Origin of the sequence: Novosphingobium mangrovi, from assembly GCF_022818885.1 — a bacterium.
Lineage (GTDB): Bacteria > Pseudomonadota > Alphaproteobacteria > Sphingomonadales > Sphingomonadaceae > Novosphingobium > Novosphingobium mangrovi.
Genome location: NZ_JALHAT010000004.1, coordinates 98916 through 124668 on the forward strand (window position 1 = coordinate 98916; position 25753 = coordinate 124668).

The following is a 25753-nucleotide window of genomic DNA, read 5'->3' on the forward strand; positions in this document are numbered from 1 at the left end:
GACAGTGTTTGCGACTGACCTACCTTCTGGCCTTGGCCACCAGTGTTTCGATGCCGGCACTTGCCGCAGCCCAGGACATGTCGGTCCCGCAGGGCAGCGCGGCCACGAATACGGACGATGAGGAAGAACTCGGCGGGGCGCTCGGTTCCGACGCCGTCATCGGTAACGAGATCATCGTGACCGGCCGCAGCGTGCTGCCCGGCGCTGTCGATACGCCCTACGAGCCGATCCAGACCTTCGAGGAAAGCGACATCGCGGCTTATGGCGCGTCCTCCATCGCCGAGCTGCTCGACGCGATCTCGCCCCAGACGGGAAGCGGGCGTGGGCGCGGCGGCGGGCGTCCGGTGATGCTGGTCAACGGCCTGCGCATCACCAGCTGGCGCGAGATGCGCAACATTCCGCCCGAAGCCATCCGGCAGATGCAGGTCCTGCCCGAGGAAGTGGCGCTGCAATTCGGCTATTCGGCGGACCAGCGCGTCGTCAACCTGATCCTCAAGGACAACTTTGCGGCGGGAACCGGCGCGGGCGAATACAACCGTCCGACGCGCGGCGGCTATGACAATTATGAGCTGGAAACCGGCATTTTCAGCGTTTCGGGTCCGCGCCGCTACAACCTGTCGGCCAAGCTCACCGAGACCTCGATGCTGACCGAGGACGAGCGGGGTATCGCGCGCGAGCCGGGCGAGATGCCGACCGTGGCGGGCGATCCCGATCCGCGCCGCTTCCGCAGCCTTGCGGGCGACGAATCCGAACTGGAAATCAACGGCACCGTCACGCAAGGCCTGGGCGAAGGGGGCATGAACGGCCAGATCACCGGGAACCTCGCCTATACGCGCACAGTCACCAATTCGCTCTCGGGCCTCGACACGTTCACGTTGAGCGACGGCGCGGGCAATTCCGAGATCCGCACGTATGATGATCCGCTCGCGCGGCGGGTCTCGACCGACCTGTTCGAAGGTGGTCTGGGCTACAACCGGCAGATCGACGGCTGGCAGCTCAGCATCACTGGTGACGGAGCCTATACCGACACCGCAACCCGCGTGGACCGTCGCCGCGACACGAGCGCGATCGAGGCCGATGCGCTTGCCGGCAATATCGACATTGCGGGCGCCTTGCCCGAGCTTCCCGGCCCGGGCGTCGACTTCGCGCGCAACCGCACGCTGGCGCTGACCTCGCTGGCCACCTTGTCGGGCCGCCCGGTCAGCCTTCCGGCGGGGGATGCGAGCCTGACGCTCAAGGCGGGCTACGACTACTCGCGCACGCTGAGCGATGACACCCGCAGCGAGTTCGACACCGTGCGCCTGACGCGCGGCGATGTCTCGGCGGGCCTAAACCTGGCGCTGCCGTTGACGAGCCGGAACAACTATTTCCTCGATGCCATCGGCGATCTCTCGCTGAACCTGGGGGCCGGGATCAACCACCTCTCCGACTTCGGCACGCTGACCAACTGGACCGCGGGTCTTTCCTGGTCGCCGACCGAGACGCTGACGCTCCAGGCGACGTACCTCGGCGAAGAGGCCGCGCCCACGCTCTCGCAGCTGGGCTCGCCGCAGATCGTCAATTACAACGTCTCGGTCTACGACTTCACCAATTCGACAACGGCGCTGGTGACCGCGACGAGCGGGGGCAATCCGGATCTCCTCAAGGAAAAGCGGCGCGACATCAAGCTCTCGGCCAACTGGCAGCTGCCTTTCCTTGACCGTTCGAATCTGGTCCTGGAGTATTTCCGCAACCGCTCGGACAATGTCTCGCAATCGTTCCCGCTGCTGACGCCTGCCATTGAGGCCGCGTTCCCGGACCGGGTGACGCGCGATCAGAATGGCTCGCTCATCGCCATCGATCAGCGTCCGGTGACTTTCGACAAGGTGTCGAGCTCGAACGTGCGCTGGGGCTTCAACATCAGCGGCAGTCTGGGTGCTAACGAGCCTTCCTCGGCAGGCGCTCCGGCGCGGGCGCAGAACAGCGAAGCCCGGCGCGGTCCTGGTCGTCCTGGCGGCGGGCGCAACTTCGATCCGGCCCGTTTCGAGGCGATCAAGGCGGCGCTGTGCACGGAAGGACAGGAGCCTGACCTTTCCGCGCTGCCCGAACCGATGCTGGCGCGTCTGCGCAAGGAAGACGGCTCGATCGACAAGGAACGCCTCGCCGCGATGCGTGAGCGGATCTGCAATTCGGACGGTCCGCCGTCGCGCGCCGGAGGAGCTGCTGCGCCCGCCTCGCCGCCGCCCGCACGTCGCGGTCCTCCGGGCGGGCGCTGGAACCTCTCGCTCTACCACACCTGGCGCCTGTCCGAAGACGTGCGCATCGGCCCGAACAGCCCCGTGCTCGACCAGCTGTCGGGCGAATCGCTGGCCGCTGGCGGCACGCCGCGCCATTCGATCGAGGCCGAGGGCGGGTTTTTCCTCAACGGCAACGGCGCGCGCCTGAAGGGCGAATGGAGCGCGCCCGCACACGTCAACGGGACCGGCGCGCCGGGCAGCTCGGACCTGCGCTTTGGCAGCACCTTCGTGCTCGACCTGCGCATCTTCGTGGACCTGGGGGGCAAGGAAAGCCTGGTTCAGAAGATGCCCTTCCTCAAGGGTTCGCGCCTCTCCTTTACGGTCGATAACATCCTCGATTCGCGCCAGAAGGTGACCAATGCCGGGGGCGAGATCCCGATTGCCTACCAGCGCGGCTACCGCGACCCGCAAGGGCGCGTCATCGGTATCGACTTCCGCAAGCTGTTCTGATGCCAGGCACCGCTTAACTGCGGATAGGACGCGGACGGGGCTGGAGAAGCGCCGTCCGTGCCCCTATCTGGAGGACATGTCGCGAACACCGGCCGGAACTCCGGAAACACCCCAGGGCACCGAACGCTTCAACGAGGATCGGGCCACCTCCACCGTGCGTGGGTCGGACAAGCCCGACCTGGAAGCCGGTGTCGAGGTGATCCGCGATACCGTGCGCACGCTGCCCACGCGCCCGGGCGTCTACCGTATGCAGGATTCGCGCGGCGAGGTCCTGTACGTCGGCAAGGCCCGTGTGCTGCGCAACCGCGTTGCCAACTACACGCAGTGGGAACGCCTGCCCTCGCGTCTCCAGCGCATGGTCAGCCAGACCCGCTCGATGACCATCGTCACGACCAATTCCGAGGCCGAGGCGCTGCTCCTGGAAGCGCAGCTCATCAAGCGCTACCGGCCCGCCTACAATGTGCTCTTGCGCGACGACAAGTCGTTCCCCTTCATCCTTCTGCGCGCCGATCACGAGTATCCGCGGATCATGAAGCACCGCGGCGCGCGCAAGGCCAAGGGCAACTACTATGGCCCTTTCGCCAGCGCGGGATCGGTCAACACCACGATTAATGCGCTTCAGAAGCTATTTCTTCTAAGGAGCTGTACGGACAGCTTTTTTGCACGTCGTGATCGTCCCTGCCTGCTCTACCAGATCAAGCGCTGCTCGGCGCCGTGCGTGGGCCGCATAGACGAGGCGGGCTACGGTGAACTGGTGCGCGAGGCGAAGGACTTCCTGGGTGGCAAATCCAACGCGGTACAGCGCAAGATCGAAGCGCAGATGGCCGAGGCGGCCGAAGCGCTCGACTTCGAGCGCGCCGCCATGCTGCGTGACCGCCTGCGCGCGGCGACCTTCATCCAGGGCAGCCAGGCGATCAACGCCGAGGGGCTCGACAGCGCCGACATCTTCGCGATGGCGGTGAACAATGGACAGGTCGGCATCCAGGCCTTCTTCATCCGCGGCGGGCAGAACTGGGGCCACCGCGCCTTCTTCCCGACCCACACCGAGGGCCTTACCGACGAGCAGGTGCTGCAGAGCTTCCTCACCCAGTTCTATGAGGAAGTACCGCCCGCCAAGGTGATCCTGGTTGACCGCGAAGTTCCCGAGAACGACCTGCTCTCCGAAGCCTTCCGCGAACTGGCCGGGCACAAGGTGGAAATCTCGGTCCCCCAGCGTGGATCGCGCCGCCGCCTGATCGAACAGGCGACGCGCAACGCGGTCGAGGCCCTGGAGCGGCGGCTGGCCGAACGCGGCACGCAGGCCAAGGTCATGCGCGAGATGGCCGAGTTCCTGGAACTTCCCGAGATCCCGCAGCGCATCGAGGTCTACGACAACTCGCACATCCAGGGCACCAAGGCCCTGGGCGCGATGGTCGTTGCGGGGCCCGAGGGCTACATCAAGAACCAGTACCGCAAGTTCAACATCCGCGAGGCGCAGTCGAACGACGACTATGCGATGATGCGCGAGGTCATGACCCGCCGTTTCGGGCGCGCGATGGAGGAGGACCCGGACCGTGAAAGCGGCACCTGGCCCGATCTTGTCCTGATCGACGGTGGCAAGGGGCAGATGAGCGCGGTCAAGGAGGCGCTGGAGGAACTGGGCGTCGAGGACGTGACGCTGATCGCCATCGCCAAGGGTCCCCACCACGGGCGCGAGGGCCGCGAGGTGTTCCATTTCCCCGATGGGCGCGAGAAGATGCTGCCGGTCAATTCTCCGGTGCTGTTCTATCTCCAGCGCCTGCGCGATGAGGTTCACCGCTACGTCATCGGGGCGCACCGCGCCAAGCGCAGCCGCGCCATCACGGCGAGCCCGCTCGACGAGATCCCGGGTATCGGCCCGGCGCGCAAGCGTGCGCTGCTGCTTCACTTCGGGACGGCGGGTAAGGTGCGCGCGGCGAGCCTGGAAGACCTGCAGCGTGCGCCGGGCGTCAGTGCGGCCGTGGCGCGCACAATCTACGATTTCTACCACCCCGGCGGGTGATCGAAGCGGCGCGCGCCTAACCTGCCGCGAGCGCGGCAAGAAGCAGGAGCGCGACGATGTTGGTGATCTTGATCATCGGGTTCACGGCCGGTCCGGCGGTGTCCTTGTAAGGGTCGCCCACGGTGTCGCCGGTGACGGCGGCCTTGTGGGCTTCAGAGCCCTTGCCCCCGAAGTTGCCGTCCTCGATGTACTTCTTGGCGTTGTCCCAGGCCCCGCCGCCCGAGGTCATCGACAGCGCGAGGAACAGGCCGCCGACGATGACCCCCAGCAGCAGCGCGCCGAGCGCGGCAAAGCCGTTCTCCCGGCCTGCCACCAGCGTGATCGCGAAATAGACCACGATGGGCGCCAGCACCGGGAGCAGCGAAGGTACGATCATCTCCTTGATCGCGGCCTTGGTGACCAGATCGACCGTGCGTGCATAGTCGGGGCGGGTCTGGTGGGTCATGATGCCCGGGTTCGCCTTGAACTGCTCGCGCACGTCGCGCACGACATCGCCCGCGGCGCGCCCGACAGCGGTCATGCCCATCGCGCCGAAGAGGTAGGGCAGGAGCGCGCCCAGGAGCAGGCCAACGATGACGTAGGGGTTCTCCAGGCTGAAATCGACGGTGAGTTCGGGGAAGAACTCGCGCAGGTCCGTGGTGTAGGCGGCGAAGAGCACCAGCGCGGCAAGGCCGGCCGAACCGATGGCGTAGCCCTTGGTGACGGCCTTGGTCGTGTTGCCGACCGCATCGAGCGCGTCGGTCTTGGCGCGCACGCTGTCATCGAGCCCCGCCATCTCGGCAATACCGCCTGCGTTGTCGGTGACGGGCCCATAGGCGTCGAGCGCCACGACCATACCCGCCAGCGCCAGCATGGCGGTCGCCGCATAGGCAATGCCCAAGAGGCCTGCGATCTGGTGGGCCATGATGATCCCGGCGACAATCAGCAGGGTGGGGAGGGCCGTCGCCTCCAGGCTTATCGCAAGGCCCTGGATGACATTGGTGCCGTGCCCCGTGACCGAGGCCTTGGCGATGGACTTGACGGGGCGAAAGCCGGTGCCCGTGTAGTACTCGGTGATCCAGATGATGAGCCCTGTGATGGCAAGGCCCACCATCGCGCTGTGGAACAGGTCGAAGCCATGAACTTCGCGCGCGCCGACCTGGAACTCACTCGCCATGCCGCCAAGGGCATAGGAGATGGCAAGCCAGATCGCCGGGACGGAGAGTACGGCCGAGACCAGGAAGCCCTTGTACATGGCGCCCATGATATTGGCCTTACGGCCCAGCTTGACGAAGAAGGTGCCCACGATCGAGGTGACGATGCAGGCCCCGCCGATCAGCAGCGGAAGCGCCATGAGCGAGGGGAGCTGCAGGCCGATATCGCCCAGCAGCAGCGCGGTGAGGATCATTGTCGCGCCCACGGTCACGACGTAGGTTTCGAACAGGTCGGCGGCCATTCCCGCGCAGTCGCCCACATTGTCGCCCACGTTGTCGGCAATGACAGCAGGGTTGCGCGGGTCATCTTCGGGAATGCCGGCCTCGACCTTGCCGACCAGGTCCGCGCCCACGTCTGCGGCCTTGGTGAATATGCCGCCGCCCAGACGCGCGAAGATCGAGATGAGCGAGGCCCCGAAGGCGAGGCCTGTGAGGCCGTTGACGACGCTGCGGTCCTCGCCGCTCCAGGCATGGCCGGCGGGCCCGGTCAGGTACCAGGAGAAGACGGCTATCGCGAGAAGGGCAAGGCCCGCCACCAGAAGGCCGGTGATGGCACCTGCCCGGAAGGCAAGGGTAAGACCCTCCTGCAAACCGTCCTGTGCGGCCGAGGCGGTGCGCACATTGGCGCGCACCGATATGGTCATGCCGATGAAGCCCGCCGTTCCGGACAGCACCGCGCCGATCACGAAGCCGGTCGCCGAAATCGCGCCCAGTGTCAGGAAGAGGATCACGGCGACGACCACGCCGACGATGGAAATGGTGGTGTACTGACGTTTGAGGTAGGCCTGTGCGCCTTCCTGGATGGCGGCGGCGATTTCCTGCATGCGGGTGTTGCCCGCATCGGCGCCGAGCACGAACCGGCTGGTGACGAAGCCGTAGATCAGCGCCATCCCACCCAGGGCGATTGCAATCGTGAGTGCATTCACGCGATTGTCCCCTTCCCACTGTTATTATCGTTCTTGCGGCGGGTTTTGCCCGCTCAGGTGTTCTCAGAGCTACGCCTGTGCCGGGAAACTGGCAAGTTGCTTGTCACAGGGAGTGGGCTCAGTGCTCGTAGCCAAGGTGGGCCGGGAGGGGGATATCCGTGCCCTCGCAGGTGAGGCGCAGGACTGCCTCGGCCTGGATCGCGCCGAGCGCATGAACCGCGCCGCCCGTGGCCTTGGTGATCGCTTCGATGTCGGCCGTGTTTTCCGGCGGCGCGGTGAAAAGCAGGACATAGTCATCGCCCGCACAGGCTGCTTTCATGCGGGCTTCGCGCGTGGTTCCGGCAATCGCCGCATAGGCCGAAGACAGCGGCACGGCTTCAAGTTCGATCCGGGCGCCGACATGGCTGGCGGCCGCCAGGCGCGAGAGGTCGACGAGGAGGCCGTCCGAGACATCCATCATCGCATGAACGTAGGGCGCAAGCGCCGGGCCGAGCGGGGTGAGGGGCATGGGGCGGCGGTAGCGCGCCTTCAGCCAGTCCGCTTCTGGCCCGGTTGCCGTTCGTTTTCCCAAGAGGATGTCGAGGCCGAGCCCGGAATCGCCGATCGTTCCGCTGACCCACACGATATCGCCGACGCGCGCCATCGTGCGCGCGGGCGGCTCGGTGCCTTTGGGGCCTTGGCCAAGTGCGGTGAGCGAAAAGCTGCGCGGCGCACTCTCGGGCATGCGGACGGTATCGCCGCCCAGCAGCGGTAGCGCAAAATGGCGGCAGGCCTCGGCCAGTCCTTCCAGGAAGGCGGTGTCCCATGCGTCCTCGCCCAGCGCGTGCGAATAGAGGCAGCCGAGCGGGGATGCCCCCTTGGCCGAAAGGTCCGACGCGTTGACCGCGACCAGCTTCCAAGCCACGTCCTGCGCCGGATCGTCGGGGAGGAAATGCACGCTCTCGACCACGGTGTCCATGGTCAGGACCAGGTCTGCGCCGCCCACGTTCAGGACGGCGGCATCGTCCATCAATCCGCGCGCAGCGGTGCTGGAGGCAAGGTTGCGCAGCGCCGAGATGAAGGCGGTTTCGGAGCTCATGGGATGAGAGGATAGACCGGAACGCGGGGTTCCGGTCAATCCGGGTAGCGGGCTTAGCGGACCGACTTCGCGACCGCGTCAAGGACGCCGTTCACGAACTTGGCTTCGCGCTCGTCGAAGAAGGCGTGGGCGACATCGACGTATTCCGTGATGACCGCACCGGTCGGCACGTCGGCGCGGGCCATCAGCTCGTAGCCACCGGCGCGCAGGATCTGCAGCATGGTCTTGTCGAGGCGGGTAAGGGCCCAGCCTTCGGCCAGTTTGGCCGAGAGCGCTTCGTCGATCTCGTCGCGGCGCGCGATCACGCCCTTCACCACGTCGTCGAAGAAGGGAATGTCCGCATCGGCGAACTTCTCGTCGTCGATTTCCATGCCGAGGCGATGGCGGCGGAATTCGTCGAGGAGGCTGGCCTGGGGCGTGCCTTCCATGTCGAACTGGTAAAGCGCCTGGACGGCGGCGAGACGGGCGGCAGCCCGCGATTTCTTGGAACCGGACATTACTTTTCAAGCCTTACGGAAACGGAGCGGGCGTGCGCGGGAAGACCCTCGGCCTCGGCCAGCGCCACGGCGGCGGGGCCGACGGCGCCAAGGGCGGCTTCGTCAAGCTGGATGAAGCTGGTGCGCTTCATGAAGTCCAGCACGGAAAGCCCCGAGGAGAAGCGCGCGCGGCGCCCGGTGGGAAGAACGTGGTTGGGGCCAGCGACATAGTCCCCGACCGCTTCGGGGGTCATGCGCCCGAGGAACACCGAGCCTGCGTGGCGGATCCTGGCAAAGATCGCTTCGGGATCGTCGGTGGCAATCTCGACGTGCTCGGCGGCAAGGCGATTGGCAAGCGCAGGCGCTTCGTCGAAGTTTTCGACCACGACGATGACGCCATTGTCGTTCCACGAAGTGCGCGCGGTGCCTTCGGTCGACAGCTTCGTGAGCTCACTCTCGACGGCATTGGCGACAGCATCGGCGAAGGCGGCGTCGTCGGTGATGAGGATCGACTGCGAGGTCGGGTCGTGCTCGGCCTGGCTGAGAAGGTCGGCGGCGGTGTGGACCGGATCGTTCTGGCCATCCGCGATCACGAGGATTTCGCTTGGCCCTGCAACCATGTCGATGCCGACGACGCCGTAAAGCTGGCGCTTGGCTTCGGCGACCCAGGCGTTGCCCGGGCCGGTGATGACGTCGACCGGCGCAATGCGCTCGGTGCCATAAGCAAGCGCGCCCACCGCGTGGGCACCGCCCACGCGCCAGACTTCGTCGACACCGGCGAGGTGCGCGGCGGCGAGCACCAGCGCATTCACTTCGCCCCTGGGCGTCGGGGTGACAACGACGAGGCGCTCCACGCCCGCAACCTTGGCGGGAATGGCGTTCATCAGCATCGAGGAGGGGTAGGCGGCACGGCCACCCGGCACGTAAAGCCCGGCGGCATCGACCCCGCGCCAGACCGCGCCCAGGCGCACGCCCGCTGCATCGGTGTAGTCGCGGTTCTCGGGCAGCTGGGCCTCGTGGTAGGCGCGGATGCGCGCTGCGGCGAGTTCGAGCGCGGTGCGAAGGTCGGGTTCGAGTGCGTCGAAGGCGGCCTTGCAGTCCTGCGCCGAGACCTGCCAGCCTGAGGCATCCAGGTCGTGGCCGTCGAACTTCGCGGTCAGTTCAGCGAGCGCAGCATCACCGCGCGTGCGCACATCCTTGAGGATCGCGGCGACATCGGCGGCAACGTCGGTCGCGCTTTCGCGCCGGTCATCGACGACGCGTGCGAACGCCTCCTCGAAGCCGGGATCGCGGGTGGAAAGGCGCTGCATCAGGCGGCTTCCTTCTCGCGCGCGACGGCGGCGCGGAAGGCATCGACGAGGGCGGCCACGCGCTCGTCGGTCTTGAGCGCGGCGCGGTTGACGATGAGGCGCGCGGAGATCTCGAGGATCTTGCTCGTCTCGATCAGACCGTTTTCCTTCAGGGTCCGGCCCGTCGAGACAAGATCGACGATGCGGCTGGAAAGGCCGAGCGTCGGGGCCAGTTCCATCGCACCATTGAGCTTCACGACCTCAGCCTGCACGCCCAGCTTTTCAAAGTGGCGGCGGGTGAGGTTGGGATACTTGCTGGCAACGCGCAGGTGCGAGGGCAGCGTGTCGGTCTGCTCGCCCTTGATCTCGGCGACCGAGAGGTGGCAGTGCCCGATATCGAGATCGACCGGCGCGTAGAGATCGGGGTAATTGAACTCCTCGACCACGTCCGAGCCGACGATGCCGACCTGCGCAGCGCCGTGCGCGACGAATGTCGCGACGTCGAACGCGCGCACGCGGATGAGGCGCATGTCGCTGTTCTCGCACGCAAAGGAAAGCGCGCGCGACTTCTTGTCATGAAACTCGGCGTCGGGAACAACGCCTGCGCGCGCCATCAGCGGCAGAGCTTCATCGAGAATACGCCCCTTGGGCACGGCAAAGGTCAAAGGTGTCGGCATGGTGCGCGCATTTAGGCGCACGCAGGCCAAAGGGCAACCTGCAGAAGCCCGCGATTTTGGCGATGGCGCTCATCGCCAAAATCGCGAGGCAAATTCGCAGGACGCGATCACTCGCCGGGCGCGCGCGCCTTGATGGCAAGGGCATGGACCCGCTCGCCGGGAATGTCGCCCAGCGCAGCGTTCACCATGCGCTGGCGCTGGAGGCGCGAAACGCCTGCAAATTCTGCACTTTCGATATGGATCGTGAAATGCGATTCGCCCGTACCGTCATCGCCCATGTGGCCCGCGTGATGGGCCGAGTCGTTGACGATCTCGAGCTGGGTGGGAGCAAGGGCAGCGGTCAGGCGCTGGGCGATTTCCTGGGCGATAGGTCCGGTCATGGGGTTTCATTTAGCGACTGTTTCGCCCATCTTGAAGCGGGTGAGACAGCATAGATTTCATGGAAGATACGATTCCGACGGGCGCGAATGCAGCTGGCCGGGATGTGAAGAGGCGGGCGAATTTCGCGCGCCGGGCTCGCGTTCGCCCAGTTTCGACGGGCCGGGCGACTACCGGTGGTTCTGCCTTGAGCACGTGCGCGAGTTCAACGCGGGCTACGACTATTTCGAGGGGATGGAGGCCGAGGAAATCTTCCGCGCGCAGTCCCCGCTGCACGGCTGGGAGCACACCGCGCGCGCCTTCCGCCCTGATGAGACGGTCGACGGTGCGCCGCACTGGGCGCATTTCTCCGATCCATTGGAGGCGATCCAGGCCCGTGCCCGCCAGCACGTCAAGCGCCGCCGCAGCGAGGTCCAGGACGAGATGCGCGCCAACGCCCGCTTTACGGTGGCCGAACGCAGCGCTCTGAAGGTGCTCGGCCTCGAACTCGATGTCGACCGCAAGACGATGCGCATGCGCTACACCCGCCTCCTGCGTCAGTACCATCCCGACCAGAACGGCGGCGATCACGGCCACGCCGAAAAGCTGCAGAAGGTGGTCGAGGCCTACAACCTGCTCAAGAAGGCGGCGGCTTTCGCCTGAGGGCAAGTTCAGGATAGTGTGAAGAAATGATTTCCGAGGGTCATCGCCCTCGGGCTCCCCATACCGTCGAGCTCACCTCTCACCAGCTGCGTGGGCCGAGAGAGGTGAGGTCGCCCATTCTGGGGTCAAGGGGCGATGGCCCCTTGAAACATACTTCTTGGATTTACCGCTCCAGCACGGCTTTCCAGCGTGCGGCATTGGCCTCGCCGAAGACGCGCGGGACGTCCTTGCCGCGGTAGAAGGCCTCGAAGGCTTCGGCGCCTTCCGGGATGACGACCCAGTACTGCTTGGCCTTGGTGAAGATATGGAGGTCGGGAACCACGGCGTGCGTGCTGTCGAGGGTGCCAGCCCGCACGAAGCGCGCCTTGTCTCCGGCCTGGTGGAAGGTGGACCACAGCGAGATGCGGCAGTGGGGGCATCGGAAGTTCGCCTGCCCGTGGCCGCTTTGGGTGGGCATTTCCACCGCTTCGGGGGATTCGCCGAGCAGGGTGATGTGCACGGTTTCGATCACAAGGTTGAGGGCAAAGGCGCTGCCGGTCTGGCGTTGGCAGGCATGGCAGTGGCAGCACTTGGTGACGATGGGTTCGGCTTCGAGCCGATAGCGCACCTTGCCACAGTCGCAGCCGCCTTCCTCTCCGCTCAGCATGGCATCACACTCCCTTGATCGACGGGTGTCTCATGCCTTGTCGGACTTGGCGATCAGCGCGCCGTCGATGGCCTTGGCCTCCTTGTAGGCGCTGCGGGCCTGGCAACGCTCGGTATAGGCGACGAAGGATTCGTTGGGGGGTAGCAGTCCGAAATTGAGCCCCCAGTCGATCGAGCTGCCGACGTAGACATCGGCCATCGTGAAGCGCTCACCGCACACCCACATGCGGTCTACGAGAAGGTGATCGAGCGTTGCGATCAGGCGCTCGAAATTGCCGAAGCTGACGAGGCCCTCCTGCCGTGCATCGGAGGGGCTGAAGCCCAGCGCCTTGGCGGTGAGGGCCTGGTCGACGGGGCCTGCGCAGAAGAAGGTCCAGCGATAGTAATCCGCCATTTGCGTGTCGTCGGGTAACAGTTCGGCTTCGGGGTGCATCTCGGCAAGATAGAGGCAGACGGCGGCGGCCTCGCTCACCACGCGCGGGCCTTCGTTGGCGTGATGGATGAGGGTGGGTACCTTGCCCATCGGGTTCGCGGCAAGGAAATCCGCGCTCTTGGCGCTCCAGTCGACCAGTTCCTGATCGTAGTCGGCTTCGACTTCGTGCAGGGCCCAGCGCGCGATCTGCCCGCGCGACATGGGATTGGTGTAGAACGTGTAGTCAGCCAAGAACCGCTCTCCTTGCCCGGCGCACAGCTGGCGCCACGCCTCGTCTCGGGCAAGCTGCGGCATGGCGCCCCTGCCGTCAATCGCTTCGCGGCGGACCGAAGGTGTGGACGTGCCGGGATATCGCGGGGGTAAAGCGGACCTTTTCGCTCCGATCCGGAGACAGTCCTGTTTTGTCCGCGTCTGTCGGAGAGTTACCAATTGCAACCATGGGACTTCAGGACATCTCGCGGGAAAAGGATGGCGCGTCGGGGGCAGCACTGGCGCAGGCTCCGGCCCACAAGGCCCGGCGCTGGTACCAGGATGGCTGCGGAGCTGCGCAGGCGCTGGAGCTCATGGGGGAGCGCTGGTCACTGCTGATCGCGCGTGAACTCCTGCTGGGGGCGCGGCGCTTCAACGAGATTCGCGCGGCCTTGCCGGGGCTCTCGGCGAAGATCCTGAGCGAGCGGCTGGAGACGCTGGAAGCTAGTGGCGTGGTCCAGCCTTGCCTGCTGCCGCCTCCGGTCTCCGCGCGTGCCTACGGGCTCACGCAATGGGGGCAGGGGCTTGAGGACGTGCTGTGCTCGCTTGTGCGCTGGGCGCACCACGACGGGGAAGTGCAGGGCGATGAACTCCCGCTAACCCCGGTCGCCTTGATGCTCGCCTTGCGGGCCTGGCTGGTTCCCGAACGCTTTGGAGAGCTCGATCTTTGGGTCGCTTTCGACATTGCCGAGCAGCGGTTTGCCGCGCGCGTTCGCGCTTCCGGCATGACCATTCATCCCGGAGGTGCGGCCTTGCGCGCACCGGACCTGCGCTTCACGGCGCGAAGTGCCCGCGATCTGCACGAGGTGCTTTTTTCGCGCGGGGAGCGTGATGTGCCGGACAAGGGCCTGCGCTGTGAGGGCGATCCGGCTCTGGCAGACCGCTTCGCAGGACTTTTTGCGCAACCGGTTCCCGAAACACACTGATCACTCGTACCGCGACGGGTGGCAGACACCGGTGGACCGGGAAAAAGCCTTTGCGGTGCAAAGCATGTTGCGGTGCGGTGCTCTGTCCTTTAGTCGGGTAGCGCGATGACAGAGACAGCGATGACCCAAGCCGAGAACCGCGAAGCCACCGTGCTCGCCGCACCCGATATCGAACTTGATGTTCGCGAAACCTTCGGGATCGACATCGACATGAAGGTGCCTGCCTTCTCCGAGGCGGACGAGCGCGTTCCCGATCTTGACGAGACCTACGTGTTCGATCCGGACACCACGCTCGCGATCCTGGCCGGCTTTGCCTATAACCGCCGCGTGATGGTCCAGGGCTATCACGGCACCGGCAAGTCGACCCATATCGAACAGGTCGCAGCCCGCCTCAACTGGCCGTGCATTCGCATCAACCTCGATGCCCACATCAGCCGTATCGACCTTATCGGCCGTGACGCGATCGTGCTGCGCAATGGCATGCAGGTTACCGAATTTCGCGAAGGTCTGCTCCCCTGGGCGCTGCAGCACCCGGTCGCGCTGGTCTTCGACGAATATGACGCGGGCCGTCCCGACGTGATGTTCGTGATCCAGCGCATCCTGGAGACCGAGGGCAAGCTGACGCTGCTCGACCAGAACCGCGTGATCCGTCCGGACAAGCACTTCCGCCTGTTCGCGACGGCCAACACCGTGGGCCTTGGCGACACGTCGGGCCTCTACCACGGTACGCAGCAGATCAACCAGGGCCAGATGGACCGCTGGAATCTGGTTGTCGGCCTCAACTATCTCCCGTCGGAAACCGAAGTCGACATCGTGAGCAAGAAGGTCACGCAGGTCGCCCCCGAAGTCATCGCGCAGATGGTCAAGGTGGCGGACTTCTCGCGCCAGGGCTTCATGAATGGGGATATCTCCACCGTGATGAGCCCGCGTACCGTCATCACCTGGGCGCAGAACACCGCGATCTTCAACGACGTGGGGTTCGCCTTCCGACTCTCGTTCCTCAACAAGTGCGACGAGACCGAACGCATGCTGGTGGCCGAATACTACCAGCGCGTCTTTGGCAACGACCTTCCCGAAAGCGTCGTCGGCAAGGCCTGATCTTAGGCCGCACCTTGGTGCGGCAAAGGCTTTGAAAGACAAAGATACATCGCAATTGCGCCCCGGAGCGGGAGGGAAACCTCTCGGTCCGGGGCGCAATTGCGTCGGCCGCATGGTGAAAAATACTCACGTGATGCTGAGAAATGGGTTACAATGCGTATCTGGCAATCGTGCTTTGTTTAACTACATGGCATAGCAACAGGGGCTGACACCAAGCTGACACAATGCCGCAATCTGGTTTCGTGTTGGCCGTGGCCGTCGATGGTCTGAAACGCACTGCAAAACCCCCGAAGAGGGCCGTTTCGGCGACTGGATGTAGCCTCCCTGTGCGAAGCTGTGTCCCATCCAGGAAACGAAGACCCTGTCATGATTATCGATTTCAAGTCCACCGAACTGTCCACCTTCGATGCCGACGTGTGCGTCGTGGGATCCGGCGTTGCGGGTATCACCGTCGCACGCCGCCTCTTGGCGGCTGGCCGAAGTGTCACGATCCTGGAATCGGGCGGCTTCGACTACGAGGAGGACACGAGCGATCTCAACGCGGGCGAAACGGTAGGCGCCCCCTACTACCGACTCGACCACGCCCGGATGCGTTTCTTTGGCGGCACCACTGCGATCTGGGGCGGGCGCATCGCCGAACTCGACCCCATCGACTTCGAACGCCGCGACTGGGTGCCGCACTCGGGCTGGCCGGTCTCCTATGCGCAGATGCAGGAATACTACGACGAATCGCGCGGCTATTTCGGCCTGCCCGAGCGTCGCCTCGAAGCGAAGGATCTGGAACGCGTCGGCGTCTGGTTCCCCGAGTTCGACGATACGATGACGGTGAAGTTGTGGAACTTCGACCCCGAATTCAGCCGCTTCAACATCAAGAACTGCCGTGACTTGGTCAGCCATCCGCGTTGTACGATCCTGACCCACGCCACCGCGACCCAGATCCGGACCGACCACAGCGGGGCTCATGCGACCGGTCTCGACATTGCGAACCTGGCGGGCCGCCGCGCGCGCATCAATGCGCGTGAGGTTGTTCTCGCGTCGGGCGGGATCGAGAACCCGCGCCTGCTGCTCGCGTCCAACCAGGTTCACGCCAAGGGCCTGGGCAACGGGCACGATCTGGTCGGCCGCTTCTTCATGGAGCATCCCCACGCGCGCGGTGGGCATGTCACGACCAAGCTCGTGTGGGACATGTTCAAGGCCTATGGCCGTCGCCACACCCTGAACGGCCAGACCGTGGCCGCGCTGCTGGCCGCCGCCGAGGGCACCCAGCGCCGCGAGGGCATGCTCAACACCTCGATGACGATCGCCCCGCGCCAGCCGTCGGACAGTCGCCAGTTCATGGGCATGCGCGCCTACAACAAGATCAAGCACGATCTCTCGCCCACGCGCCATGCGCGCCTCATGTGGCTGGTCACCAAGCGCGCGGCGACGATGGCGCAGAAGGTGGCAGACCCGGCGCGCTCGTGGTTGCTCTACAAGCTGCACCGCGTGGAAGCGGCGCTGCTGGTGCGCGCCGAGCAGGCGCCCAATCCCGACAGCCGCGTGCGCCTTTCGGGCGAGCGCGATGCGCTGGGCATGCCGCGCGTGGAGCTGGACTGGCGCCTGACCGATCTCGATGTGCATTCGGTTGACCGGCTGGTCTCCACCTTCGGGGCCGAGATCGAGCGGATGGGGCTTGGCAAGGTGGACAAGGAGCCCTGGCTTTCGGGCGCGCGCCGGGAGTGGACGTTCGATCCTCTGGTCAGCGCGCACCCGATCGGTGGCTATCACCACATGGGCACGACGCGCATGTCCAATTCGCCATCCGAGGGCGTGGTCGATGCGCAGTGCCGCGTCCACGGGGTCAACAACCTCTACATCGCGGGCAGCTCGGTTTTCCCCACCTCGGGCTGGGCGAACCCGACCTTCACCATCGTCGCGCTGGCGCTGCGTCTGGCCGACCAGATCGCGGGCCAGCCTGCGCAGCCGGTGCTGAAGAAGATCGCCTGATCGCCTCCTGGGCGTATGCGAAAAGGGCCTGCCGTTCCGTGGGGAGCGGCAGGCCCTTTTCGTGTCAGGCGCGGGTGGGGGCGAAGTGCTTGGGCCGGCCGTCCTTGTCGACGGCGACCATGGTGTAGCGCGCGGTCGCGGCGTGGCTGCGCAGGCCGCTGAGCAGTTCCTCGGCCCACAGTTCCACCTCGACCAGCATCGAGCTGCGCCCGGTCATGCGGATGCGCGAGACGAGCTCGATCATCGAACCTTCACGGATGGGCGATGTGAAGTCGATGCGGTCGGAGGAGGCCATCACCACGATCTCGCGGCAATGGCGGGTGGCCGCGATGAAGGCGGCCTTGCCCATCATCTTCATGGCATCGCCGCCGAACAGGTTGCCGTGGTGGTTGGTGGAAGTGGGAAAGACCATCTCCACCATGCGCAGCGGCTCGTCCTCGTCCGGTTCGGGCGCGGGGGCCGGCATTGGCGGGAGGGGCAGTCGCGTATCGGGGCCCTTGCGCGCGACCATGGTGAAGAGCCCGCGCGTCAGGTTGCGACGCTCGCCGCTCACCAGTTCCTCGGCAATGACGTTGACTTCGACATCGAGCGAGCTGTTGCCCACGCGCGTCAGCGTGCCATGCACTTCGACCATCTCGCCCGAGAACCCGGGCGCGGTGAAGTCGATGCGTTCCGAGCGCGCGGTGACAAAGGGCGCGCGGCCGTGGCGCGTGGCGGTCAGGAAGGCCACCTTGTCCATGTGGGCGAGCGCCACGCCGCCGAACAGCGTGCCATGGTGGTTGGTGTCGCCCGGAAAGATCATGTCGATCAGGCGCACCGAGCTGTCGGCAAAGGTCTGGGTGTCTTCGGGGGTAGGGGCAATCAGGTAATCAGAGGACATTCGGGTTCCCGCGTGGACGTGGTGGCAACAGGGACGGCGCAGGCACCGCTCCACTCCGGCGAGGTGCCGGGAAGGGGGGCCTTTGCTCTCCTGTGGGGTTCGGGCGCGGCGCGTGCGGGAGACAGATGCGCCCCGCAGCTTCGTTCGCCCCGGTTGCAGCGCCGCCGTTCCGGGGCCGCAACACATGCGTTGCGCGTTCCTGTGAGCGTTACCGTCTCAGGTCAAGGGCTTGGCACGCAGGCTTATTGCTGTGCGGATAGCGTGCGTTCGAAGCACTCAGGCCTCGGGATAGATGGCGCGCACGAAGTAGAGCCCGTCGGGCGGCGCGTTGAGGCCAAGCGCCTGCCGATCCTTGGCGGCCAACGCCTTGCCGACCTCGCTCTCGTCCCAGCGGCCCATGCCGACCAGAGCGAGGCAGCCCACCATCGAGCGCACCTGGTGGTGGAGGAAGCTGCGCGCCTCAGCCTCGATGAACACCATTTCGCCTTCACGCCGCACGTCGAGCCGGTCGAGTGTCTTCAACGGGCTTTGCGCCTGGCAGTGGACCGAGCGGAAGGTCGTAAAGTCGTGGCGCCCGACCAGCGCCTGCGCGGCGCGGTGCATGGCTCCCTCGTCGAGTGGGCGCGAGACCTGCCAGGCCTTGCCGCGCTCCAGCGTCAGGGGCGCGCGGCGGTTGGCAATGCGGTAGATGTAGGAACGCCCGATGCACGAAAAACGCGCGTGCCAGTCGTCGGGGACCACTTCGCAGGCGGTGACAGCGACGGGATCGGGGCGCATCCTGGCGTTGAGCGCCTCCATCAGGCGAAAGGCGTCGAAGGGCTTGGCGATCTCGATATGCGCGCGCATGCCCAGCGCATGGACGCCCGAATCGGTGCGTCCCGCCGCGTGCATGATGACGTCCTCCCCAGTGATCGCATGGGCCGCATCCTCAACCGACTGCTGCACCGAGGGACCGTGCGACTGGCGCTGCAGGCCCATGAAGGGCGCACCGTCGAATTCGAGGGTCAGGGCAAAGCGGGTCACGCGATCTGGGTTCCCGCCGGGATCGCACGGCCGCGCAGCAGGTCCTGCGTTGCCATGGCCGGCTTTCCGGCGCGCTGGATGCGCGTTACGCGCAGCGCGCCCGTGCCGCAGGCGATGGTGAGCGCATCGTCGAGCGTTGTGGCGGGCGTGCCCGTGCCGTCGACAACCTCGGCCGCGTGGATCTTGTAGCGTTCGCCCTCGAACTCGAAAAAGGCGCCGGGCGCTGGCATGAAGGCGCGCACCTTGCGTTCGATGGCCTGGGCATCCTGCGTGAAGTCGATGCGGGCCTCGCCCTTCTCGATCTTTTTCGCATAGGTGACCCCATCTTCGGGCTGGGGGACGGGCCGGTGATTGGTGAGCTCGCGCAGCGTGCCGACCATGAGCTGCGCGCCCTTGTCGGCGAGTTCTGCGGTCAGTTCGCCGGTGGTCTTGGCATCGATGGTGGTGCGCAAGGTGGCCAGCATGGGGCCGGTGTCGAGACCCTTTTCCATCTGCATGATGGTAACCCCGGTCGTCGGGTCGCCCGCCTCGATCGCGCGATGAATGGGCGCCGCGCCCCGCCAGCGCGGCAGGATCGAGGCGTGGATGTTGAGGCAGCCGTGGCGCGGGGCATCGAGGATCGCCTGGGGCAGCAGCAGGCCATAGGCCGCGACGACCGCGACATCGGCCTCAAGCGCGGCGAAGGCGGCCTTCTCTTCCTCACCCTTGAGCGAGACTGGCGTGCGCACCTCGAACCCGCGCAACTCGGCAACCTTGTGGACGGGCGTCGGGGTCAGTTCGCGGCCGCGGCGGCCACCGGGACGCGGCGGCTGCGAATAGACGCAGACGATCTCGTGGCCAGCATCAGCCAGGGCTTCCAGCGCCGGGACCGCGAAATCGGGGGTTCCCATGAAGATGATACGCATATTGTGGGCAACTTCCTCGCTCGTCGTGGTGCCGGGCTTCCGCTCGGACCGGGGAGGCCCTATCTCTCTCCTCATGGCATCGCAAGAGATCGAGACGCTGACCGCCGCGCTGGCCCGCTTGCCGGGCCTTGGCCCCCGTTCGGCCCGTCGCGCGGTGCTCTGGCTCATCAAGCGCCGTGAAAGTTCGCTCGTCCAGCTGCTCGAAGCGCTCGACGTCGTGCGCGAGACGCTGGTCGAATGCAGCGTGTGCGGCAATGTCGATACGCGCGATCCTTGCGGTATCTGCGCCGATCCCAAGCGCGACCAGCGCTCGCTCTGCGTGGTCGAGGAAGTGGCCGACCTGTGGGCGCTCGACCGTGCGCACCTGTTCACCGGACGCTACCACGTTCTGGGCGGACGCCTCTCCGCGCTTGATGGCGTACGGCCCGAAGACCTTGCCATCGACAGCCTGCTGGCCCGGATCGAGGAGGGGGGCATCGACGAGATACTCCTTGCCATGAACGCCACGCTCGAAGGTCAGACGACCGCGCACTACATTGCTGAAAAGTTGGAGAACCGGCCTGTGCGCATCACCCAGCTGGCGCATGGTTTGCCGGTGGGCGGCGAACTCGACCACCTGGATGAGGGCACGCTGGCACAGGCGATCCGCGCGCGCCGCCCCGTCGCCTGAGCGATAGCCCCAACGGCGCGATTTCTGTGATCGCCATCGCAATCTTGCGAAACGCGCAGGCTGCGCTTATTTGCAAGGCATGGCTATCCGCGAAATCCTTGAAGTTCCCGATCCTGTCCTGAAGCAGGTCTCCAAGCCCGTCGAAACTTTCGACGACGAGCTCAAGACCCTTGTCGAGGACATGTTCGAGACCATGTACGATGCCCCCGGCATCGGTCTTGCCGCCATTCAGGTCGGCGTTCCCCTGCGTGTCCTCGTGATCGATCTCCAGCCCGACGATCCCGATGCAGAGCCCGAAGTGTGCAACCACGGCGGGCACCAGCACACGCACCAGCCCACGCTCAAGGAGCCGCGGGTCTTCATCAACCCGGTCATCCTCGACCCGTCCGAAGAGCACAGCGTCTACCAGGAAGGCTGCCTCTCGGTTCCCGAGATCTACGCCGACGTGGAGCGTCCCGCGACTTGCCGCGTGCAGTACCAGGACCTGGACGGCAACCACCATGAGGAAGCCATCGAGGGCATGCTGGCAACCTGCCTGCAGCACGAGATGGACCACCTCGAGGGTATCCTGTTCATCGATCACCTTTCGCGTCTCAAGCGCCAGATGGCGCTGCGCAAGCTGGAAAAGCTGCGCCGCGCGGCCTGATCCGTCCAGAATTGCGGACAACGGACCGGGAAGGTCTGGCGTTCTTGAATTGTTCCAACTAGAATGGCGGCATGGACATCATCCTTGCCGCCATTCTTGCACTCGTCGTCGGCCTTGGTGCCGGCTGGTTTTTCGGCTCGCGCCCGGCCGCGCAGGCCAATGCGCGCCTCGCCAAAAGCGAACGCGCCCTCCATGAACTGGAAGAGCGCTTCCGCGCCGCGATCCGCGATCTGGCAGGGGCTGAAGCCCGCGCGGGGCGTGCCGATGAATATTCCGCCGCCCTGACCCGCGAGCGCAGTGCCTATGCCGAACAGCTGGAGCGTGTGCGCGGGCAGGCGTCGGCCACTCTGGAGCGCGAACGCGCCGAGGCAACCGCGCGTTATGACGCGGCACGCACCGCTTTTGATGCCGAGATGGGTCGTCTGCGTGAGGCCTATCGCGAGGCGAGCGACGAACTTTCCACCTTGCGCGAAAAGACCGCCAACTTTGATGAGCAGAAGCGCCTTCTGATCGAGGCGCAAGACGCGCTGCGCAAGGAGTTCGAGAACGCGGGTGCCAAGGTCTTGGAGGGCGCGCAAGAAGCCTTCCTGCGCCGCGCGGGCGCGCGTTTCGAGGAAAGCGAGAAGGCGAACGCGGAACGCATCCGCGCGCTGCTGGAGCCCGTGGGCGCGCGTCTTCAGAGCTACGAGGCGCAGGTGTCCGAACTGGAAGCCAAGCGCGTTGATTCCTTCGGTCAGCTGACCGGCCTCATCCAGTCGATGCGCGAAGGGCAGGAGCGCGTGCGCGAGGAAGCCCAGCGCCTTGGCAACTCCTTGCGCAATGCCCCCAAGGCGCGCGGGCGCTGGGGCGAGCAGCAGCTTCGCAACCTCCTGGAACAGTGCGGCCTGTCCGAGCACACCGACTTCGTGACCGAGCATTCGATCGACACCGAGGAGGGGCGTCTGCGTCCCGATGCCATCGTCAACATTCCGGGGCAGAAGAAGCTGGTGATCGATGCCAAGGTCTCGCTCAACGCCTACCAGGAGGCCTTCGAGGCCGAGGACGATGCCGCGCGCGAACTGGCACTCAAGGCCCATGTCGCCTCGATGCGCAATCATGTCCAGACGCTCGGCACGAAGAGCTACCAGAGCCAGTTCGAGGACGCTCCCGACTACGTCGTGATGTTCGTGCCGGGTGAGCATTTCGTGGCCGCAGCCCTCGAATACGATCCGGAACTGTGGGATTTTGCCTTTCGTAACCGCGTTCTTCTGGCCACGCCCACCAACCTTGTCGCCATCGCGCGCACGGTCGCGCAGGTCTGGCGCCAGGATGGTCTGGCCCGTGAAGCGCGCGAAATCGGCCGGATGGGCGGTGAACTCTATGACCGCATCGCGGTGGCCGCCGAGCACATGAAGCGCGTAGGCGCCGGGCTGGAAACGGCGGTCAACAACTACAACAAGTTCGTTGGCAGCTTTGAGCGCAACGTACTCTCGTCGGGACGACGTCTGCGCGAAAAGCACATCGAGATCGGCAAACGCGAGATCGAGGAAGCTCCACGAGTCGAGGCTGCACCGCGCTATGGCGCTGCCGATATCGAGGCTGCGCTGCCCGAGTATCCCGAAGGTGAGGCGCCTGCTGCGCTGGCATCGGCCGAAAAGGACTAAGGCGCGCTTAGAGCATTTTCCAAGCAGATGGAATCATCTGCTGGTTCAGAAAATACGTCAAACCAATGATATAGAGCGGTTGATCCGATGCAATCGGATCTGAAACCGCTCTAGTCCTCGACGCGGATGAGTTCGGCGGTGTGGCCGCTTGACTGGAGGATCATGCGCTCGTCGCTCACGTGGATGCGCGGAGTGGACGCGAGGAGGGAGCCGACGGCCTTTTCCTGATCCCAGGCCGGGGCCGGGCAGGCCATCTCGGTCTGCACCAGGGGGCCGGCGACGAGACGGTCAGCGGATATCCGCCAGGGTCCGCTCATGCGGTTGCAGCCGACGAGAACGCGGACCTCGCCCTTCTCGAAGCGCATGTCGGCCGCATCCGACATGGGCGACTGCCCATCGATCAGGGCAAAGCTCCAGCGGCTGGCGCTGAGGTGCTGGCCTTCGGTGTCCGGCGCGCAGGCGACGAGGGCCAGCGCGGGAAGGGCGCCTGCCAAGATGCGGCCGAAGGAACAAGCTCGAATCATGCCTGCATGGTGCCATGCAGCATGTGAGAGCGGGATGAACGGGCCTATCCGCAAATGGCAGGCGCAGCAGCGCCGGTGCTACCCGGCCAACTCAGGGATCGAGGTGGGCGAGCGCTTCGTAGGCGAGAACCGCGCCCGCGACAGCGGCGTTGAGGCTGTCCGCGCGCCCGCGCATCGGGATCGTGACCCGCAGGTCGCAGGCCTCTTCGTAGTCGGCCGGGAGCCCTTGCGATTCGTTACCGACCATAAGGAAGCAGGGTGCTGCATAAGGGGCCTTGCGGTAGTCGGTCGGGTCGCGCAGCGAGGCCGCGACGAGCTGTCCCTCGCTCTCGCGCAGCCAGGACTGGAATTCATCCCAGCGCGCCATCGCCAGCCTCTGCGTGAAGATCGCGCCCATGCTGGCGCGCACGGCTTCAACCGAGAAGGGATCGGCGCAGTCATCGATGAGGATAAGGCCGCCAGCCCCGACGGCATCGCCGGTGCGCAGCATCGTCCCCAGGTTCCCCGGATCGCGCAGCGCTTGCGCGACGAGCCAGATGGGCGCCGCCTGCCGGTCGATCCCGGCAAGACGCGTGTCGAACTCGGCGAAAACCCCGGCCACGGCCTGCGGGTTGTCCTTGCCGGTCACCTTGGCGAGGATGTCCTGGTCCATTTCCACGACTTCGCCGCCCGCTGCGGTTACTGCCTCTTCGAGCTGGTCGAGCAGGGGATGGGCGGCACGGCCTGTCGCCATCACCAGCATCTCGGGAAGAATGCCCGATTCGCGTGCATCGGTCAGCAGGCGTAGGCCTTCAGCCAGGAAGCGCTGTTCGCGCCGACGGTGCTTCTTGTCACGCAGCGAACGCAGGAACTTGACGAGCGGATTGGAAAATCCGGTAATGGTGCGGCGGTAGGTCACGTTAAACGGCGCCTTCTCAGCCCTGATCTTCGCCAAAGCCGTCGCGCACCAGCGCAACGAGCCGGTCGAGCGCGGCCTGAGCGTCATCGCCCGCGCACGCGATCTCGATGCTGTCGCCCTTGGCCGCGCCCAGCATCATCAGGCCCAGGATGGAATTGCCGACCGCACTCGCGCCGTCCTTGCTCACCGAGACGGACAGCTCACCGGGCAATTCGGTGACGTAATTCACGAACTTCGCACTGGCCCTGGCATGAAGTCCGCGCTTGTTAACGATGGTCACCGTCTCACGGCAGTCGTTCATGCATCCTGTCCCAGGTATTCGCTTGCGATGGTGATGTAGTTGCGCCCCGCTTCACGCGCGGCCGCAGCGGCGTCGCGCACCGACATGCAGGCGCGCGCCTTGGCGAGGCGGATCAGCATGGGCAGGTTGATCCCGGCGATGACTTCGACCGTCCCGGCTTCCATCAGCGAGATCGCGAGGTTCGAGGGCGTTCCACCGAACAGGTCGGTGAGGATGATCACGCCTTCGCCACTGTTCACCTTGACGATGGCCTCGGCAATCTCGGCGCGGCGCCGCTCCATGTCGTCATTGGGACCAATGCACACGGTCTCGACCGCCGTCTGATCGCCGACGACATGTTCCATTGCGTGAACGAACTCTTCGGCAAGATTGCCGTGAGTGACCAGAATCATGCCGATCATGTTGAGGAAACGCTCCGAATACCCTGCAGTTGCACCCGGATCTTAGTGCTTGTCATCACGCCGCGGCTCTCCTTCAAGAAGATCGGCTGCTCGTGAGCCCAGGTTGCGGTGCAGCAATGTGGGGGAAAATCCCGAGTGGCGCAAGGCCGATGCCATCTGTTCCGCGGTAAAAACCGAACGGTGTTTCCCGCCGGTACACCCGAAGGCGATATGGACATAGCTTTTGCCTTGCGCCTTGTAGCGCGGCAGCAAGAGCAGGAGCAGGTCGCGTATCCGGCTGAATGCCTCGGAAAAGGCCGGATCCTTGCGGATGAAATCGCCAACGGCCGCGTCCTGCCCCGTCTGTGGGCGAAGGTCCGGATCCCAATGGGGATTGTCGAGGAAGCGCATGTCGAAGACCAGGTCTGCGAGTGGAGGCATCCCGCGCGCGAAGCCAAAACTGGAAATGGTGAGGGTCGTGCCCTCGGTCGCGCTTTCGGCGAATCTCTCGCGAATCACGCGCTGAAGATCGTTGCTGGTGAATTCGCTGGTGTCGATCAGCACTTCGGCCCAGCGCCGCAGCGGCGTGAGCAGTTCGCGCTCGGCCTGGATGCCGGTCGCGACAGGGGCGTCGGCGGCAAGGGCGTGGCGGCGACGGGTTTCGTTGTAGCGGCGCTCGAGTTCGGCGCTCTGGCAATCGAGAAAGAGCGTCGTCAGCGCGACATCAGGACGTTCACTAAGGGCTTTTACTTGGGCGATCACGCGCTCGGGATCGAAGCCGCGCGTGCGCGAATCGAAGCCGATGGCCAGCGGCGTGGGAAGATCGCTCTGCGCCTCGCCCGGTGCATCGAGCAGACCTTCGAGCAGGCGGATCGGGAAGTTGTCGATGATTTCCCAGCCAAGGTCCTCCAGGCCCCTGAGAACCGTGGTTTTTCCAGCCCCCAGCATGCCGGTGACGAGCAGGACCGATTGACGCTGGGGTAGCGCCGGGTCGGGCCCCGTGTCGTCCGCGCCATGTGCGCTGGCCTCGGGGGTGGGCTCAGGTGTTGCGGTCATCGGGGCTGTTTGCGCTCCTCTGCCCGGAAAGGGAAGGGAGAGTTTGGTCTTATCCGACCGATTTTGCCGGGTCTTGCTTGCGCGT

25 protein-coding genes are annotated in these 25753 nt (G+C 65.5%); 9 read left to right on the forward strand and 16 right to left on the reverse strand.

Annotation, left to right across the window (positions count from 1 at the left end; all coding sequences use genetic code 11):
- Positions 1-8: 8 nt before the first annotated feature.
- Entirely contained in the window at positions 9-2726 is a 2718-nt protein-coding gene (locus MTR65_RS04975) for a TonB-dependent receptor (RefSeq protein WP_243797719.1), read from the forward strand.
- 76 nt (positions 2727-2802) lie between these two features.
- Positions 2803-4746, forward strand: a complete 1944-nt coding sequence (uvrC, locus tag MTR65_RS04980; protein ID WP_243797721.1) for an excinuclease ABC subunit UvrC — start codon at positions 2803-2805, stop codon at positions 4744-4746.
- 16 nt (positions 4747-4762) lie between these two features.
- On the opposite strand, the gene MTR65_RS04985 is transcribed toward uvrC, so the two are convergent.
- The 6 genes from MTR65_RS04985 to MTR65_RS05010 all read right to left on the reverse strand — a co-directional run bounded on the left by MTR65_RS04985 (position 4763) and on the right by MTR65_RS05010 (position 10765).
- On the reverse strand, positions 4763-6865 hold the full coding sequence (locus MTR65_RS04985) for a sodium-translocating pyrophosphatase (RefSeq protein WP_243797724.1): 2103 nt from the start codon (positions 6863-6865) through the stop codon (positions 4763-4765).
- 118 nt (positions 6866-6983) lie between these two features.
- Positions 6984-7943, reverse strand: coding sequence for a thiamine-phosphate kinase (gene thiL, locus MTR65_RS04990; RefSeq protein WP_243797727.1), 960 nt, complete (start codon positions 7941-7943; stop codon positions 6984-6986).
- Positions 7944-7996: 53 nt separating this feature from the next.
- Entirely contained in the window at positions 7997-8440 is a 444-nt protein-coding gene (gene nusB, locus MTR65_RS04995) for a transcription antitermination factor NusB (protein WP_243797729.1), read from the reverse strand.
- On the reverse strand, positions 8440-9729 hold the full coding sequence (hisD, locus tag MTR65_RS05000; protein WP_243797732.1) for a histidinol dehydrogenase: 1290 nt from the start codon (positions 9727-9729) through the stop codon (positions 8440-8442). The genes nusB and hisD overlap by 1 nt, the downstream gene beginning before the upstream one ends.
- Positions 9729-10385 (reverse strand): ATP phosphoribosyltransferase, encoded by a 657-nt coding sequence (gene hisG, locus MTR65_RS05005; RefSeq protein ID WP_039393002.1) that lies wholly within the window; start codon positions 10383-10385, stop codon positions 9729-9731. The genes hisD and hisG overlap by 1 nt, the downstream gene beginning before the upstream one ends.
- A gap of 107 nt (positions 10386-10492) precedes the next feature.
- A complete protein-coding gene (locus tag MTR65_RS05010; RefSeq protein ID WP_243797735.1) occupies positions 10493-10765 on the reverse strand; it encodes a BolA family protein in 273 nt (90 codons plus the stop codon).
- Between the two features lie 40 nt (positions 10766-10805).
- Here MTR65_RS05010 and MTR65_RS05015 point away from each other — a divergent pair, with 40 nt between their 5' ends.
- Positions 10806-11405 (forward strand): J domain-containing protein, encoded by a 600-nt coding sequence (locus tag MTR65_RS05015; RefSeq protein WP_243797737.1) that lies wholly within the window; start codon positions 10806-10808, stop codon positions 11403-11405.
- 163 nt (positions 11406-11568) lie between these two features.
- Here MTR65_RS05015 and MTR65_RS05020 read toward each other — a convergent pair whose 3' ends face one another.
- Positions 11569-12051 carry a GFA family protein gene (locus MTR65_RS05020; RefSeq protein WP_243797740.1) on the reverse strand — a complete coding sequence of 161 codons (483 nt, stop codon included), beginning with the start codon at positions 12049-12051 and terminating at the stop codon, positions 11569-11571.
- Positions 12052-12081: 30 nt separating this feature from the next.
- Complete coding sequence (locus MTR65_RS05025; protein WP_243797742.1) at positions 12082-12714, reverse strand: glutathione S-transferase family protein; 633 nt, start codon at positions 12712-12714, stop codon at positions 12082-12084.
- A 206-nt stretch (positions 12715-12920) separates the two neighbouring features.
- On the opposite strand from MTR65_RS05025, the gene MTR65_RS05030 reads away from it, so the two are divergent.
- The 3 genes from MTR65_RS05030 (at position 12921) to MTR65_RS05040 (ending at position 16742) form a co-directional block, all read left to right on the forward strand.
- Positions 12921-13658 (forward strand): winged helix-turn-helix transcriptional regulator, encoded by a 738-nt coding sequence (locus tag MTR65_RS05030; protein WP_243797745.1) that lies wholly within the window; start codon positions 12921-12923, stop codon positions 13656-13658.
- A gap of 120 nt (positions 13659-13778) precedes the next feature.
- Positions 13779-14756, forward strand: a complete 978-nt coding sequence (cobS, locus tag MTR65_RS05035) for a cobaltochelatase subunit CobS (protein ID WP_413465125.1) — start codon at positions 13779-13781, stop codon at positions 14754-14756.
- 366 nt (positions 14757-15122) lie between these two features.
- Positions 15123-16742 (forward strand): FAD-dependent oxidoreductase, encoded by a 1620-nt coding sequence (locus MTR65_RS05040; RefSeq protein WP_243797748.1) that lies wholly within the window; start codon positions 15123-15125, stop codon positions 16740-16742.
- Positions 16743-16806: 64 nt separating this feature from the next.
- Here MTR65_RS05040 and MTR65_RS05045 read toward each other — a convergent pair whose 3' ends face one another.
- From MTR65_RS05045 to fmt, 3 genes are all read right to left on the reverse strand, one after another.
- Positions 16807-17622 carry an acyl-CoA thioesterase gene (locus tag MTR65_RS05045; protein WP_243797750.1) on the reverse strand — a complete coding sequence of 272 codons (816 nt, stop codon included), beginning with the start codon at positions 17620-17622 and terminating at the stop codon, positions 16807-16809.
- A gap of 276 nt (positions 17623-17898) precedes the next feature.
- Positions 17899-18645: a tRNA pseudouridine(38-40) synthase TruA gene (gene truA / locus MTR65_RS05050; protein ID WP_243797753.1), complete on the reverse strand. Its 747-nt coding sequence runs from the start codon at positions 18643-18645 to the stop codon at positions 17899-17901.
- Positions 18642-19550: a methionyl-tRNA formyltransferase gene (gene fmt / locus MTR65_RS05055; protein WP_243797755.1), complete on the reverse strand. Its 909-nt coding sequence runs from the start codon at positions 19548-19550 to the stop codon at positions 18642-18644. The genes truA and fmt overlap by 4 nt, the downstream gene beginning before the upstream one ends.
- A 73-nt stretch (positions 19551-19623) precedes the next feature.
- On the opposite strand from fmt, the gene recR reads away from it, so the two are divergent.
- From recR to MTR65_RS05070, 3 genes are all read left to right on the forward strand, one after another.
- On the forward strand, positions 19624-20220 hold the full coding sequence (gene recR, locus MTR65_RS05060; protein ID WP_243797758.1) for a recombination mediator RecR: 597 nt from the start codon (positions 19624-19626) through the stop codon (positions 20218-20220).
- Between the two features lie 79 nt (positions 20221-20299).
- Complete coding sequence (gene def / locus MTR65_RS05065; protein ID WP_039393087.1) at positions 20300-20866, forward strand: peptide deformylase; 567 nt, start codon at positions 20300-20302, stop codon at positions 20864-20866.
- A gap of 71 nt (positions 20867-20937) precedes the next feature.
- Entirely contained in the window at positions 20938-22509 is a 1572-nt protein-coding gene (locus MTR65_RS05070) for a DNA recombination protein RmuC (RefSeq protein ID WP_243797761.1), read from the forward strand.
- Between the two features lie 110 nt (positions 22510-22619).
- On the opposite strand, the gene MTR65_RS05075 is transcribed toward MTR65_RS05070, so the two are convergent.
- The 5 genes from MTR65_RS05075 to rapZ all read right to left on the reverse strand — a co-directional run bounded on the left by MTR65_RS05075 (position 22620) and on the right by rapZ (position 25668).
- A complete protein-coding gene (locus MTR65_RS05075; RefSeq protein ID WP_243797764.1) occupies positions 22620-23033 on the reverse strand; it encodes an META domain-containing protein in 414 nt (137 codons plus the stop codon).
- 91 nt (positions 23034-23124) lie between these two features.
- A complete protein-coding gene (locus MTR65_RS05080; protein ID WP_243797767.1) occupies positions 23125-23931 on the reverse strand; it encodes a TrmH family RNA methyltransferase in 807 nt (268 codons plus the stop codon).
- Between the two features lie 16 nt (positions 23932-23947).
- The gene (locus MTR65_RS05085) at positions 23948-24232 is read right to left on the reverse strand and encodes an HPr family phosphocarrier protein (protein WP_243797769.1); all 285 of its coding nucleotides are present in this window, start codon (positions 24230-24232) and stop codon (positions 23948-23950) included.
- A complete protein-coding gene (locus MTR65_RS05090) occupies positions 24229-24633 on the reverse strand; it encodes a PTS sugar transporter subunit IIA (protein WP_148627921.1) in 405 nt (134 codons plus the stop codon). The genes MTR65_RS05085 and MTR65_RS05090 overlap by 4 nt, the downstream gene beginning before the upstream one ends.
- Before the next feature lie 42 nt (positions 24634-24675).
- Positions 24676-25668, reverse strand: coding sequence for an RNase adapter RapZ (gene rapZ, locus MTR65_RS05095; protein ID WP_268739260.1), 993 nt, complete (start codon positions 25666-25668; stop codon positions 24676-24678).
- Between the last annotated feature and the right edge of the window lie 85 nt (positions 25669-25753).

Excerpts from the sequence above, each read along its gene's own strand:
- uvrC (WP_243797721.1), top strand. The coding sequence starts at position 2,803 with ATGTCGCGAACACCGGCCGGAACTCCGGAAACACCCCAGGGCACCGAA.
- thiL (WP_243797727.1), bottom strand. The coding sequence starts at position 7,943 with ATGAGCTCCGAAACCGCCTTCATCTCGGCGCTGCGCAACCTTGCCTCC.
- nusB (WP_243797729.1), bottom strand. The coding sequence starts at position 8,440 with ATGTCCGGTTCCAAGAAATCGCGGGCTGCCGCCCGTCTCGCCGCCGTC.
- hisD (WP_243797732.1), bottom strand. The coding sequence starts at position 9,729 with ATGCAGCGCCTTTCCACCCGCGATCCCGGCTTCGAGGAGGCGTTCGCA.
- hisG (WP_039393002.1), bottom strand. The coding sequence starts at position 10,385 with ATGCCGACACCTTTGACCTTTGCCGTGCCCAAGGGGCGTATTCTCGAT.
- MTR65_RS05010 (WP_243797735.1), bottom strand. The coding sequence starts at position 10,765 with ATGACCGGACCTATCGCCCAGGAAATCGCCCAGCGCCTGACCGCTGCC.
- MTR65_RS05020 (WP_243797740.1), bottom strand. The coding sequence starts at position 12,051 with ATGCTGAGCGGAGAGGAAGGCGGCTGCGACTGTGGCAAGGTGCGCTAT.
- MTR65_RS05030 (WP_243797745.1), top strand. The coding sequence starts at position 12,921 with ATGGGACTTCAGGACATCTCGCGGGAAAAGGATGGCGCGTCGGGGGCA.
- cobS (WP_413465125.1), top strand. The coding sequence starts at position 13,779 with ATGACCCAAGCCGAGAACCGCGAAGCCACCGTGCTCGCCGCACCCGAT.
- MTR65_RS05040 (WP_243797748.1), top strand. The coding sequence starts at position 15,123 with ATGATTATCGATTTCAAGTCCACCGAACTGTCCACCTTCGATGCCGAC.
- MTR65_RS05045 (WP_243797750.1), bottom strand. The coding sequence starts at position 17,622 with ATGTCCTCTGATTACCTGATTGCCCCTACCCCCGAAGACACCCAGACC.
- fmt (WP_243797755.1), bottom strand. The coding sequence starts at position 19,550 with ATGCGTATCATCTTCATGGGAACCCCCGATTTCGCGGTCCCGGCGCTG.
- recR (WP_243797758.1), top strand. The coding sequence starts at position 19,624 with ATGGCATCGCAAGAGATCGAGACGCTGACCGCCGCGCTGGCCCGCTTG.
- def (WP_039393087.1), top strand. The coding sequence starts at position 20,300 with ATGGCTATCCGCGAAATCCTTGAAGTTCCCGATCCTGTCCTGAAGCAG.
- MTR65_RS05070 (WP_243797761.1), top strand. The coding sequence starts at position 20,938 with ATGGACATCATCCTTGCCGCCATTCTTGCACTCGTCGTCGGCCTTGGT.
- MTR65_RS05075 (WP_243797764.1), bottom strand. The coding sequence starts at position 23,033 with ATGATTCGAGCTTGTTCCTTCGGCCGCATCTTGGCAGGCGCCCTTCCC.
- MTR65_RS05085 (WP_243797769.1), bottom strand. The coding sequence starts at position 24,232 with ATGAACGACTGCCGTGAGACGGTGACCATCGTTAACAAGCGCGGACTT.
- MTR65_RS05090 (WP_148627921.1), bottom strand. The coding sequence starts at position 24,633 with ATGATCGGCATGATTCTGGTCACTCACGGCAATCTTGCCGAAGAGTTC.
- rapZ (WP_268739260.1), bottom strand. The coding sequence starts at position 25,668 with ATGACCGCAACACCTGAGCCCACCCCCGAGGCCAGCGCACATGGCGCG.